This is a genomic window from uncultured Fretibacterium sp., assembly GCF_938030725.1.
Classification (GTDB): domain Bacteria; phylum Synergistota; class Synergistia; order Synergistales; family Aminobacteriaceae; genus Fretibacterium.
In genome coordinates, this window is record NZ_CALHIQ010000022.1 from 1 (window position 1) to 13471 (window position 13471).

The 13471-nt window shown below is 61.1% G+C and carries 13 protein-coding genes; all 13 read left to right on the plus strand.

What is annotated here, in order from left to right; translation table 11 throughout:
* The first annotated feature begins 163 nt into the window (after positions 1 to 163).
* Positions 164 to 1159, plus strand: a complete 996-nt coding sequence (locus Q0629_RS01695) for an ornithine cyclodeaminase family protein (protein ID WP_298778129.1) — start codon at positions 164 to 166, stop codon at positions 1157 to 1159.
* A 24-nt stretch (positions 1160 to 1183) separates the two neighbouring features.
* A complete protein-coding gene (locus Q0629_RS01700) occupies positions 1184 to 2236 on the plus strand; it encodes a YeiH family protein (RefSeq protein WP_298778133.1) in 1053 nt (350 codons plus the stop codon).
* Between the two features lie 514 nt (positions 2237 to 2750).
* Positions 2751 to 4172, plus strand: a complete 1422-nt coding sequence (locus tag Q0629_RS01705; RefSeq protein WP_298778135.1) for an FTR1 family protein — start codon at positions 2751 to 2753, stop codon at positions 4170 to 4172.
* A gap of 85 nt (positions 4173 to 4257) precedes the next feature.
* Positions 4258 to 4851 carry an iron transporter gene (locus Q0629_RS01710; RefSeq protein WP_298778138.1) on the plus strand — a complete coding sequence of 198 codons (594 nt, stop codon included), beginning with the start codon at positions 4258 to 4260 and terminating at the stop codon, positions 4849 to 4851.
* A gap of 170 nt (positions 4852 to 5021) precedes the next feature.
* Positions 5022 to 6263 (plus strand): Fe-S-containing protein, encoded by a 1242-nt coding sequence (locus tag Q0629_RS01715; RefSeq protein WP_298778140.1) that lies wholly within the window; start codon positions 5022 to 5024, stop codon positions 6261 to 6263.
* A 105-nt stretch (positions 6264 to 6368) separates the two neighbouring features.
* Entirely contained in the window at positions 6369 to 7655 is a 1287-nt protein-coding gene (locus Q0629_RS01720) for an ABC transporter permease (RefSeq protein ID WP_298778143.1), read from the plus strand.
* Positions 7656 to 7705: 50 nt separating this feature from the next.
* Positions 7706 to 8947 (plus strand): ABC transporter permease, encoded by a 1242-nt coding sequence (locus tag Q0629_RS01725; protein ID WP_298778146.1) that lies wholly within the window; start codon positions 7706 to 7708, stop codon positions 8945 to 8947.
* 1 nt (position 8948) lies between these two features.
* Positions 8949 to 9665, plus strand: a complete 717-nt coding sequence (locus Q0629_RS01730) for an ABC transporter ATP-binding protein (RefSeq protein WP_298778149.1) — start codon at positions 8949 to 8951, stop codon at positions 9663 to 9665.
* 65 nt (positions 9666 to 9730) lie between these two features.
* Complete coding sequence (locus Q0629_RS01735; RefSeq protein ID WP_298778151.1) at positions 9731 to 10144, plus strand: FMN-binding protein; 414 nt, start codon at positions 9731 to 9733, stop codon at positions 10142 to 10144.
* A complete protein-coding gene (locus tag Q0629_RS01740; RefSeq protein WP_298778153.1) occupies positions 10141 to 10548 on the plus strand; it encodes a DUF4418 family protein in 408 nt (135 codons plus the stop codon). The genes Q0629_RS01735 and Q0629_RS01740 overlap by 4 nt, the downstream gene beginning before the upstream one ends.
* 1 nt (position 10549) lies before the next feature.
* Complete coding sequence (locus Q0629_RS01745; protein ID WP_298778155.1) at positions 10550 to 11770, plus strand: FtsX-like permease family protein; 1221 nt, start codon at positions 10550 to 10552, stop codon at positions 11768 to 11770.
* A 2-nt stretch (positions 11771 to 11772) separates the two neighbouring features.
* Entirely contained in the window at positions 11773 to 12456 is a 684-nt protein-coding gene (locus Q0629_RS01750) for an ABC transporter ATP-binding protein (RefSeq protein ID WP_298778157.1), read from the plus strand.
* A 62-nt stretch (positions 12457 to 12518) separates the two neighbouring features.
* Positions 12519 to 13471 (plus strand): Xaa-Pro peptidase family protein (locus Q0629_RS01755; protein WP_298778159.1); only part of this gene is annotated, 953 nt, incomplete at its 3' end.

Here is a 13471-nt window from a genome sequence, read left to right on the forward strand (position 1 = left end):
GCGCCAGCGAACGGCAGCCGGAAGGCTCCCCGAGAGGGCGTGTCTCCTGTTAAGCTTTCAAGAAAGCTCTGAGGGATTTCCTTAAGATGCCTGTCCCCCGGGGACTTTCAGCAGTTTTGGAGATTTATCAGCGCTTTCCTAATACAGATTAAGGGTGATGGTTATGGAAATTTTGTATTTGAGTTCAAAAGACATAGACAATATTCACTTGAACAACGAAGAAATCATCCAGGCTATAGAAGAAAGCCTGGCAGCGCAGGGTGAAGGTAAGACCTCTATAGAACCCAGGGTGCATATTAATCCCAACCCGGAGTATAATGGGCATTTCAATGTACTGCGTGGGTACATTGAACCTAAACGGGCAGTGGGGGTCAAGATTGTTGGCGATTATGTTTATAACTACAAAAAGAACCTGCCCTCAGAGATGGCGTTGTTGAATCTTTTTGAGCCTGAGACGGGGGCGCCATACGCCGTGATTGATGCGACAGCAATCACTTCTATGCGAACGGGGGCTATCACGGCCGTTGGCGCAAAATATCTGGCGAAGAAAAAGAATAAAATCCTAGGGCACCTTGGCAGTCGCGGTACCGCATTTTGGAACGTTGTCCTTCTGGATCATCTTTTTAATTTCGAGGAAATCCGCATTAACAGCAAACGTCAGGAATCTATGGAGGCTTTTGCAACGCAACTGGAAGATCGCCTTCATAAAAAAATAACGTTAACCCATAGCAGCCAAGAGTGTTTGGAAGGGGCTGACATTATGGTAGAGGCCACACGCCTGATGGAGCCACAACCGCTTTTAAAGACTGAGTGGGTTCAACCTGGCAACTTGGTTGTTCCCTATGGTACAATCTGTGCGAACGAGATCACCTTAACCGATGTAATGGATAAAATTGTGGTGGATGACTGGAGCCAATGCAAAGAAGGTGGGAAACTAGGAAGTCTCAGCCCTCATGTCCGTGCGGGAAAATTGACGCAAAAGACTCTGTATGCAGAGCTTGGCGCGATTGTTGCAGGTAAAAGGCCTGGACGTGAGTCAGATGACGAAAAGATTCTCTTCTGGCACCGCGGGCTTTCCACTAGCGATATTGCACTCGGTCAACTGTATTTTGAGAAGGCCGTGGCCAATAATATTGGCACGAAATTGTTCTATCGTTAATTGATGTGAATAGGGAGTACCTTGATGAAGGATATCAAAAAAACGATCCCGGGCATCACCTTATGCCTGGTAATAGCAGTGGTGGCTTGTTTTATTGTAAAGCAAACGGATGTTTTTGCGCTTATGGGGGCACCTGTCCTGGCGATTCTTATGAGCATGATTTTGGTCCTATGGTTTCCGCTTGGGGCTGGCTTGCAATATGGCGTTGCGTTTACTTCTAAAAAGTTGCTTCAATTTGCAGTGATACTGTTGGGGTTTGGCCTTAATCTGTCAACTCTTGGAAAAATTGGTATGGCCTCCTTACCGGTGATCGTATTTACAATTACGACGTCACTGATCGTTGCGTTTATTCTACAAAGGGCTATGAAGATTCCCGTCAAAACAGCGACGCTGATCGGCGTGGGGTCCTCGATTTGTGGAGGCTCTGCTATAGCGGCCACTGCTCCGGTTATTGATGCCGATGACGGTGAAATTGCTCAGGCCGTTTCTGTTATCTTCTTGTTTAATGTCATTGCTGCATTGATCTTTCCCAGCATTGGCGCTAAGCTGGGAATGTCCAATGAAAGTTTTGGGCTTTTTGCCGGTACGGCGGTTAATGATACGTCTTCTGTTACCGCTGTGGCTTCCACCTGGGACACATTGCATAAGACGGGTGGCAGTGTATTGGAGTATGCCACGGTGGTTAAATTAACGAGAACACTGGCGATCATCCCAATAACCCTTGTGCTCTCCATTGTTTATTTCAAAAAACGTAGTCGTGCTGACGGAACCGAACATTCTTTCAAGTTAAGCTCTGTCCTTCCAATGTTTGTTGTGTATTTTGTCTTGGCTTCAGTTGTGACTACCGTTCTGTTGCAAAGCTGCTCTGGTGTGGCGCTCGAGTATATCAACAGGACGTTTGAAGTGCTGAAAGGCCTTAGTAAATTTTTTATAGTTATGTCTATGGCTGCGATAGGTCTGAATGCAAACCTCATTGACCTTTTGAAAAAGGGGGGAAAACCCATTTTTCTTGGCTTTACATGCTGGGTTATGATTGCATTGGTCAGCATCGTACTTCAACGTTACCTTGGACTATGATCTCGGTCATTCGCGGAATAGACACGGCTCTTTTGCAGTGCTCTTGGACGGAATCACAGCTTTCTTCTTCGACTTCCCCGGGAAACTGATTATCCGTTCCTTAGGATCATAACCCTTGTCCGCGATCTCTGCGCAGGCCTTCTACGTGTTTCTCCGAACTTAGGCGTCAGAATGGATATCCGGCTGTAGCAAACTCCCTCGAGCCTTGTTCGAAGTTGCTCAAATACCGTTGTTTCCATTCATTTCCATCACTCGCCTCTGCTTCATACTCGAGTATGGCCAAAAGACCTGCCTGCTGTGCGGAGGCTGGTGTGACCATAGTCGCCGCTTTTTGAGGTTGTTGACAAAGGCCGAGAGGTGGAGTAGAATCTCTTTCACGTGGTTTCAGTCGTCTAACTAACATTTATTTTTAAAAAATGTTATAATGGCGACTGAATATAGGTACTGTGAGTGATTTTGGTTGTCCCCGTCGAGTTCTTCTCAGGCGGGAACGCGCGGTTGGAGGGCGGACGAGATGAAGTTCGGGTTTTGCAAAGCGTGGGTGCGGCCCCTGGCGGGGGCTCTTCTGTTGGTTGCCCTGCTGCTGTCCCTTGGAACGAGGGATGCAGCCGCTGCAGCCAAGAAGCGCTACGAAAACTGGAAGGCCGTCGCGGTGGACATGGCCGTTGAGTTTGAGGAGGCCCAGAAGGACATTCTGGCCGATCAGTGGAAGGACGCGCACAAGCACGTCAACAACGCCTACTTCGGTTATTACGAGGTCCAGGGGTTTGAAAAGAACGTGATGGTGGCCATCTCTGCCGCGAGGGTCAGCCACATCGAGGGGCAGTTCGCAGCCATCAAGCACGCTCTCTTGGGCAACACTCAGGGGGAAAAGAACGCCCTGTTGTCCCAGGTGGAGGACCTGAAGCTGAAGGTCTATCGTGACGCCATGGTGTTGGATGGCGACATCGACGAGTCGGAGCCGGACAGCGCCGGAGCGGCGATCTACGCCAACACGAGCTTGAAGCGGCCGGACTTCCTTGGGGCTCCCGCGGCGACCGAGGCTGTGGCAAGCGCTTCTTCAGGCGAGGCGGGTTCGGAGGCGGCTGCAACGCCCGCGCCTCAGAAGCGCCAGCGGACGGACCCGAACTGGATCACTTTCGTCACGGCCTTTGGGCTCTTGGTGCGGGAGGGGCTGGAGGCCATTCTGGTCATCGTCGCCATCGTGGCCTACCTGATCAAGACGGACAACAAGAACCTCTTGAAGGGGGTCTACGTGGGCTCCTTTGCCGCCATCCTGGCCAGCATCGCGCTGGCGTGGGTTCTGCAGGAGTGGATGGGCGAGCAGAGCGGCGTGGCGCGGGAGCTCCTGGAGGGCTGGACGATGTTCTTGGCCGTGGCCGTGCTCTTCTACGTCAGCAACTGGATGCTGTCCAAGGCGGACACTATCGCCTGGGAACGGTACATCAGTGGCAAGGTCCAGCAGTCCATCGACCGAAGGAGCCACTGGACGCTGATCTTTGCGGCCTTCATCGCCGTCATGCGGGAGGGGGCGGAGCTCATCCTGTTCTATCAGGCCTCCTTCACGGGGGGAATGAGCGATCCTGTCTACATTGTTTACGGTATCGCGGCCGGCGTGGCCGTGCTGGTGGCGGTATGGGTCGCCTTCCGCTACTTCAGCGTTCGGCTTCCCCTCAAGGCGTTCTTCCTCTTCACCAGCATCCTGCTCTTCGTGATGTGCGTTTCCTTCATGGGCAAGGGCGTCCAGGAGTTGACGGAGGCGGACGTCATCACGGGCCGCACGGTGATCCCTGCGATGAACGGCTTCAGCATCGAGGTTCTGAGCATCTACGACCGAGCGGAAACCCTGATCCCCCAGATCATGCTGGTCATCGCGGCGCTGTGGATCACCATCCCGCACCTGTTCTCCCGAAGAAAGCCCGCGGAGGACAAGTAGAAGATTCGTTAGCTTGATCACCGCGCTGTGGCGCGGACGTGATAGGTGACACACACATCTTAATGTTTTTAAGGAGGAAGTTGCTATGAAGAAGTTGTTGGTTGCGTTGATGGTCCTGTGCATGGCCCTCGCGGCCGGTGCGGCCTTCGCCGCCCCTGCGGCGGAGAAGCCCGGCGAGAGCGGTTTTGCCGAGATCCCCATCGGGGAGGAGCAGCAGGTTGGGCCTTACAACGTCGCGGCCGTCTACTTCCAGGCCGTGGACATGTACCCCGCCGGCAAGAACCCCTCGAAGGAGGATTCGGACATGCACCTTGAGGCGGATATCCACCTGAAGCCCGAGGATGCCGTGAAGTACGGTTTCGGCAACGGCGACAACATCTGGCCGGCCTACCTGACCGTCAAGTACGAGATCATCGACAAGGCGGGCAAGACCGCCATGGAGGGCAGCTTCATGCCCATGAACGCCGATGACGGCCCCCACTACGGCGCCAACATCGCGAAGGGTCTGAAGGTGGGCGCTTACAAGCTGCGCATCACCATCGAGCCCCCGACGGACTACCTCCTTCACACGGACCCGGAGACGGGCGTTCCCGCCAAGGAGGGCGCGTCGGAGTACTTCAAGACCCACGTTGTGGAGTTCGACTGGAATTACACCGGCGAGCAGCTTCAGAATAAGTAACTGACGTTCGCCGTTTTCCCCTCAAAAGGCCGCCTGCCGGGCGCGTTGCGGATCATGCCGAACGCCGCCCGGCATCGCGGCTTTTAATTTTTCGTGTTGACCGGGCCTCGATCGGCCCCCCTTGAGTGAGATTGGAGGTCAGCCCCATATTAAAGTATCTCGTATCCGTCGTGGATCACCTTGCCTCCCCGGCCTTGTTGCTGGGCATCATCCTCAGCTTCGCCTCGGGGGGCGGTCAAATCCGGCGCCGCATGGTTCGGTTCGGCGCCGTTTCAGGATTGATCCTGGGTTGTGTGGTCTTCGGCGTGCGCCTGTGGGATCCGAAGGGCACGAACCTCATCCTGATCAGCTTCAACCGCTGGCTCGTGGTCGCCATCGCCGCAGCGGCGGCACTCTCCGCGTTGTTGGCTCTTCCTGCCCTGATCTTTCGGCGCCGGGACGACGGTCCGTCGCTCTCCCTGACGTTCCTGTTGTCCGTCCTGGCGCTTCTGGCGCTGACGCACGTCACGCCCTCGGTGCTGCAGTTCACCCGCGAATTCGTCTACTTCGGCGAGAGCGGCATCAGCACCAACGCCCTGCTGCGCGCCCTCGGCTTCTCGCTCGGCATCATCGTCTGCCTGCTCCTGTGCCTCAGCGCGAATGAGGTCCACTCCGCCCTTCCGCCCCGGGTGGGCGAAGGCTTCCTGGTCCTCTCCGTCGGGGTCTTCTTTCTGGGGTACGGCACGATGGCTGTGGCGGCCCTGCAGCGGCTCAAGGTCATTCGCCTCACGGACCTGGTGTTCCAGGTCATGATCTTCGGGGACGCCCATCCCGACGCCTTCCTGTTCCTCCAGTTGGCCCTGGCCGTCGCGATGCTGACCTGGGTCGTAGCGACCCACCGCCGCCCGCTGGGAACCTACCCCAACCGGGCACTGCTCCGCAAGGAGAAGGCGCGGCTTCGCAGCTGCCGCCGATGGTCCTGGAGCCTGCTCCTCTGGTGTGCGACTGCGGTCTTCATCGTCGTGGTGCTGCGCTACTACGATACGCGCCCGCCTGCGGAGGTCCAGCCGGAGGAGTACACCCTGGAAGACGGCGTCATCACGATCCCGCTGACCCAGGTGGATGACGGCCATTTGCACAAGTTCTCCTACCACACGCCGAACGGCTTCGACGTCCGTTTCCTGGTGGTGAAGAAGCCCGTGGGCGGAGCCTACGGCGTCGGGCTGGACGCCTGTGAGATCTGCGGCATCGCGGGCTACTACGAACGGGGAGAGGAGGAGGTCGTTTGTCGCCGGTGCGACGTGGTGATGAACAAGAACACCATCGGCTTCCACGGCGGGTGCAACCCCATCCCCTTCCCCTACGAGATCCGAGAGTCGAAGATATTCGTCGACGTGCGGGACCTGGAGCGCCATGAGAAGCGGTTTAAGTGACGGGTTTTCCGAGGGGCCGTCCCGCGGCGCCGGCTGCGCGGCCCCTCTGGCTTTCAACCTTGACCGGGCCTGCGTTGAACGGGCCCCATGGGGGAGGTTCGTGCGTTGTTCTGGAGAATGATAGGGCGGACGCTGGTCCGCCAGAAGAGCAAGATGCTGATGATCGCCTTCACCGTCGTGCTGGGCGTGTCGCTCTCCACCGCCATGATGAACGTCATGCTGGGGGTGGGCGACAAGGTCAACCGCGAGCTGAAGGTCTATGGCGCCAACATCACGGTGCGCCACAAGGAGGCCGCGCTCATGAGCGACCTCTACGGCCTCAACGAGGGGCAGGGCGTCACGGACAAGTTCCTTCGGGAGGAAGACGTGATGAAGCTGAAGTCCATCTTCTGGGGCTTCAACATCATCGGCTTCGCCCCCATGCTGAACGGCAGGGCGGAGCTTCAGGGCGTGGGGCCCGTGACCGTGGTGGGCACGTGGATGCGGAAGCACGCGGAGTTGAACACGGGCGAAACGGTGGACACGGGCCTGCGCGACCTGCGCAGCTGGTGGGCGCGCGACCTGAAGGGCGACTGGATCGGCGAGGACGACGACGACTTCGTGATGGTGGGGAGCCTCCTGGCGGGCCAAAACGGCATCAATCCCGGCGACGTCCTGACCCTGAGCAGCGGAGGGCGGACGAAGCGGTTGACCGTGAAGGGCGTCTTCACCGATGGGAGCAACGCGGACACGGAGGTCATCGGTACGCTGCGGATGGTGCAGGAGCTCATGGACCTGCCCGGTTGCGTGTCCACCATCGAGGTTTCCGCCCTGACGACGCCGGACAACGACCTGGCCCGCAAGGCGGCCCAAAACCCCAAGAGCCTCTCCCCCGACGAGTATGAAACGTGGTACTGCACGGCCTACGTCAGCGCCATCTGTCACCAGATCCAGGAGGTGGTGCGCGACGGGGTAGCGCGGCCCGTGCGGCAGGTCGCGGAGTCCGAGGGGACGATCCTGAACAAGACGACGCTCCTGATGGTCCTGATCACGATCCTGAGCTCCATTGGCTCGGCTCTGGCCATCTCGAACCTCATCACGGCCAGCGTGATCGAGCGTAGCCAGGAGCTGGGGCTGATGAAGGCGCTGGGCGCGCAGAACTGGCAGATCGCCCTTTTGGTACTGACGGAGGTCATGATGACCTCAGTTCTGGGCGGCGCCGTTGGCTACTTCGTCGGCATTGGTTTCGCTCAGCTCATCGGGCAGACGGTCTTCGGCTCCACCATCGAGATCGCCCGAATGGTCATCCTGATCGTGGCGGTGATCCTGTTCTTCGTCACCCTCCTGGGGAGCGTCCCGGCCATTCGCTACCTGATGGCCCTGAAGCCTACGGAGGTCCTTCATGGAAAGTGAGCGTTCGGGAAAAGCGAGCGGCTTTCCCGCGAACTCTACGGAGGTTCTTCATGGAAAACAGCGAAAATATGCGTAGCGGCGTGCGGCGCGGCAGCCGCCGGCGAATGTACCTGCGGATGGTGACGAGCTCCCTGGTCCGCCGCGCCTCGCGGCTCATCATCGCGGTGCTGGCGATCGCCATTGGCGCCACGATCCTTTCGGGCCTTGTGACGATCTACTACGACATCCCCCGTCAGCTGGGGCGGGAGTTCCGATCCTACGGGGCGAACCTCATCATCCTGCCGAAGGGCGACGCCCGAATCACGCGGGAGGAGCTGGTCAAGGTCCGGGACGTCCTGGGTCCGGACCGCATCGTGGGGATGGCGCCCTACCGCTACCAGACGGTGAAGATCAACGAGCAGCCCTACATCATCGCCGGGACGGACCTGCCCGAGGCGAAGAAGAACAGCCCCTTCTGGTACGTCGAGGGGCAGTGGGCCTCCGCGGAGGAGCCGGACCGCGTGATGGTGGGGCGTGAGATCGCGGACACCCTGAACCTGAGCCTGGGCGACGCCTTCACCGTTCAGGGCGTGAAGTACGGGCAGCAGGCCGTGGCATCGGGCCAGAACCTGACCGCAGAGGAGAACCAGAAGCGGGACCTGGCCAGCCAGAACTTCAGCCGGCGCTTCACGGTGTGCGGCATCGTCACCACGGGCGGCGCGGAGGAGGGCTTCATCTTCGCGGACGTCGACATGCTGGACGAGCTGGTGGGCGACACCTTCCGGTGCGACGTCGTGGAGTGCAGCGTGGTGGCCGACGCGGCGCAGCTGGCGTCCCTCTCCTCAAAGCTCGAGGCGGAGGTCCCCGGCGCGCTGCCCCGGGCCGTCCGCCGCCTGACGCAGTCGCAGGACATCGTGCTGGGCAAGCTGCAGGCGCTGGTCCTGCTGGTGACCGTCGTGGTGCTCATCATCACCATGATCTCCGTCTACACGACGATGACCGCCATGGTGGCGGAGCGCTACCGCGAGATCGCGCTGAAGAAGGCGCTGGGCGCGGAGAACGGCCTCGTGATGGGAGAGCTCCTGGGCGAGGGCGTGTTCCTGGGCTTCATCGGCGGGGCGCTTGGCGTGTGGCTGGGGTTTGAGTTCGCCCAGCGCGTCAGCCTGAACGTCTTTGGCAGGGCCATCAACTTCCAGTGGTCCCTCATCCCCATCACCATTGCAGTCTTTATTGTCGTCACGGTGCTGGCGTCGATTCTGCCGGTCCGCAGGGTGATGGACATCCATCCGGCCATCGTGCTGAGGGGGGAATAACGTGTCGCAAGCAATTTTGGAGTTGAAGAACGTATCGAAGGTCTACGGAACGCTGCGGGCCCTGTCCGACATCAACCTGTCCGTGAACAGGGGCGACTGGCTGTCCATCATGGGCCCTTCCGGCAGCGGGAAGACCACGATGATCAACATCATCGGGTGCATGGACACGCCGTCGGAGGGCAGCGTCGTCCTGGACGGGGTGGACATCAGCCGCGAGAACGCCGCGAGCCTGACGCGGATCCGGCGGGACAAGATCGGCCTGATCTTCCAGCAGTTTCACCTCATCAGCTACCTCACCGCCGTCGAGAACGTCATGCTGGCGCAGTACTACCACAGCATGCCCGACGAGGAGGAGGCCATGGAGGCGCTGGCCAAGGTGGGGCTTGCGGAGCGGGCCCGGCACCTTCCAAGCCAGCTGTCGGGCGGAGAGCAGCAGCGCGTCTGCATCGCCCGCGCCCTCATCAACTCCCCCATGATCCTGCTGGGCGACGAGCCCACGGGCAACCTGGACGAGGAGAACGAGGGCATCGTGGTGGACATCTTCCGCAGGCTCCACGAGGAGGGGGTTACCATCATCGTGGTGACGCACGACCCGGAGGTGGGGGACGTGGCTCAGCGCAAGATCGTGCTGGAGTATGGCAAGATCGTGGACGACGTGGACCAGAGCGGCACCTTCGGGCAGGCGCTCGAGCTGAAGGTCGTCCGTTCGGATCGCTGAGAGTCCGCTTTTGGTGATTGGTGCAGTTTAATCTATGGGGAATGTTTGAAAGGAAGGATAAGACGATGAAGAAACACACGTTGTTGGTTGTCGGGGTGGCGGCCCTGATCGTCGCCGGGACCGCGGGGTTCATGAACCTGCGGCCGGCGAGGTATCGGGACGGCGTCTACAGCGGAAGCGCCTCCGGAGCCTTCGGAGAGACGAAGGTCACGCTGACGATCGCAGACGGCAGGATCGCGAAATGCGATATGGAGGCCCTGGACGACGACGGAAACGTCAAGGACGCCCACTACGGCGAGGGGAGCTCTGAGGCGAACTTCCGCATGGCCCAGACGGCCCTTCAGGGCATCGGAGAGTACCCGAAAAAGTTGATCGAGTCCCAGAACGTCGATGGGATCGACGCCGTGTCGGGCGCCACGGTGTCGCTTCTGGACTTTCGGAACGCGGTGAAGCAGGCCCTCGAGGAGGCACGGAGATGACTCGGCGTCTTGCGGTCTTTGAAGCGTTCCTGGGCGTCCTGTTGGCTCTGACGCCCTTCGTCCTCTGGCCGGTCTGTTCCATGCCCAAGCCGGACGGCGGACACATGCTCTGCTGGTACAGCGGTATCCTGATCACGGCCATTGGAGTGTTGGTCGTTCTGTTCTCCATTCTGGCCTGGTGGAAGAGCTGGAGCTTCCTCCTGGCGGCGGCAGCGGCTCTCCTGGCCTGGCTGGCCCCTAACGACATCATCCACATTGCCGGAACGGGTTGGGCCGTGGGACTCTGCGGAATGGCGAACCACGCCTGCCGCGCCGTGACCATGCCCGCCGTGGGCTGGATCGTCCTGGCGATCGTCCTCATCGGGATTGCAGGCCTCGTGTCGGGCTTCGTGGGGAAACGCTGAGGTGCAGTATGGCACGTTGACCCGATCGCTCTCCACTCTGGGCATCGCGCGGAGGAACGTCCGCCGCAAGCCCGGCCGCAGCGCCTGCCTCATCGCGGCAGTGCTCCTGCTCTCCTTCTTCCTCTGCGCCGGGTCCGCTCTCTTCATGGGCCTTTCATCCGGAGCGGAGAGCATGGCGAACCGTCTGGGCGCGGACGTCATGGTGGTGCCGGAGGGCTACGACCCACACGTGGACAGCGTCCTGTTGTCGGGGGAACCCTCAAGCTTCTACCTGCCGGGGGACGTCCTTGAGCTCCTGCGGGGCGTGGAGGGGATCGCCCGCATGTCCCCCCAGGTCTTTCTGGCGACGCTCAGGGCTTCCTGCTGCTCCTACCCCCTGCAGCTGATCGGTGTGGACTTCGACACGGACTTCATCATCAAGCCCTGGCTCGACGGGGAGCTCCGGCGCGCCCTGACGGATGGAGAGGCCGTCGTGGGCTGCCGCGTCGTCGGAGAGCCGGGGGAAACGCTCAAGTTCTTCGGAAAGGAGCTCCGCATCGCCGGCCGGCTCCACCAGACGGGCATGGGCTTCGACGCGGCGGTCTTCGTGACCCGTCCCACCATCGTGGTGCTGGCCCGCGAGGCGGAACGCATCTTCAAACACCCTCTCACCAGCGACGACAGCCTGATCTCTGCTGTGATGATCAAACTCGAGTCAGGACACGATTCCGTGGCGACGGCTCAGGAGATCAACCGGCGCTTCAACGACAGGGGCATCTACGCCCTCTTCAGCAAGAAGTTCGTGAACAACATCGGCGCGGGCCTCGCTGCGGTGTCCTGGGTCCTGAAGGGCGTTGGGGCTATGGTGTGGCTGCTTGCCGCGTGCGTTATCGCGCTGCTCTTTGCCGTGACCCTGGCGGAGCGGCGGCGGGAGATGGGCGTGCTTCGCGCGCTGGGCGCAAGCCGCGGAAAGCTGGTGCGCCTCGTTCTGGGAGAGGCGTTGCTGGAGAGCCTGTGGGGCGCATCCCTTGGGGTGCTGCTGGCGATCGCGGCCCTGGTGACCCTGGCCTCCGGGCTGGCCTCAGCCCTCCGCATGCCCTTTTTGCTGCCGTCCCCCCTGGTGCTGTTGCTTTTGACGACGGGCTCGTTGGCGACGGCGGTGCTGACGGGCCTTATTTCGGCGCTCTCGGCGGCCCTGAGGGCGGGGCGGACCGACATCAGCGCCGCGATGAGGGAGGCGTGACCATGGCTCCGGTGCTTCGACTGAACGACCTCTGCCGGGAGTACCGCCGGGGAGACCGGCGCTTCCTGGCGGTGGACCACGTGAGCTTGGACGTTGAGGCCGGAAGCTGCGTCAGCATTATCGGGCGCTCCGGAAGCGGCAAATCCACGCTCCTGAACCTGGCGGCGGGGATGCTCTCGCCGACTGCCGGCTCCGTCGAGCTGCTGGGGCAGAACCTGGCGGACCTGGGGGACGCCCGGCTCTCGCGCCTGCGCTGTGACGCGATTGGCTTCATTCCTCAGGGGCCGTCCGCGCTGCCGGGACTGACGGTGCTGGAGAACGTGCTCCTGCCCTTCGTCCTGTGGCCCCACGGAGGCGATGGGGAAGGGGCCGCGCGCCTCCTGCTCTCGCGCTTCGGCATCGAGGGGCTGGCGGACGCCTACCCGGAGGACCTGTCGGGGGGCGAGCTGCGCCGGGCCCTCATCGCCCGCGCCCTCGTCAACCGCCCCTCCATCGTGATCGCGGACGAGCCCACCTCGGACCTGGACGCGGTTTCCCGCCGCGGCGTGATGGAGTGTCTTGCGGCCCTGCAGGACGACGGGACCACGCTCCTCGTCGTGTCGCACGACCTGGACACCCTCGACTTCGCCGACCGGGTGTACACCATGGCCGACGGACGCTTGACGGAGGGGAACGGGCTGTCGTAACGACAGGGCCTGGCCTCGACGGCGCGGGGCCCTTTCTCGAATGTGAAGGAGGAGCGTTGACGATGAACGGTGATCGCGTGAAGCGGGTGCTGTGCGGGATGCGGGAGCTTGGGGTGACGGATTTTCTTCTGATGGACCCCCTGTCCATCCTCTACCTGACGGGGCAGGACGTCCACCCCATGGAGCGGTTCTTCGCGCTCGGCCTGCGCGAGGACGGGAGGCCCATCCTCTTCGCAAACCGGCTGTTCGGGCTGAAGGAGGACCCGGACCTGGAGGTCGTCCTCCACTCGGACGGGGACCCGGTGATGGCGCTCGTGACGGAGCGCCTCCGGCACGGGAACGTTGGAAAGCTGGGCGTCGACAAGGGGATGCCGGCGCGCTTCCTGCTGCCGCTCCTGGAGCGCTGGGCGCCGGAGGACCTGATCGTCGCCTCGCCGGCCGTGGACCTGGCCCGGGGCGTGAAGGACGCGGAGGAGCGGGAGAGGATGGCCGCCTCCTCCCGCGTCAACGATCAGGCCATGGAGCGCTTCAAAGGCCTCGTTCACGAGGGCGTCACGGAGGCGGAGGTGGCCCGCCAGCTCATGGACATCTACCTCGAACTGGGGGCGCAGGGCTTCTCCTTCAGCCCTCTGGTGGCCTTCGGCGCCAACGCTGCGGACCCGCATCACGCGCCGGACGGGACGGTCCTCAAGGAAGGGGACTGCGTCCTGTTCGACGTGGGCTGCCGAAAGGACGGTTACTGCTCGGACATGACGCGGACGTTCTTCTGGCGTTCGGCGTCGGAGCACCATCGCCAGGTCTATGAAACGGTGCGGCGGGCTCAGGAAACGGCGGAGGCCGGCGTAAGGCCGGGAGTGAGGCTCTGCGACATCGACGCCTTGGCGCGGGACGTCATCACGGCGGCGGGGTACGGGCCAAACTTCACCCACCGTCTCGGACATTTCATCGGGCTTGAAACGCACGAGTACGGCGACGTGTCGCCGGCAGACCATCGCCTGACGGAGCCGGGGATGAT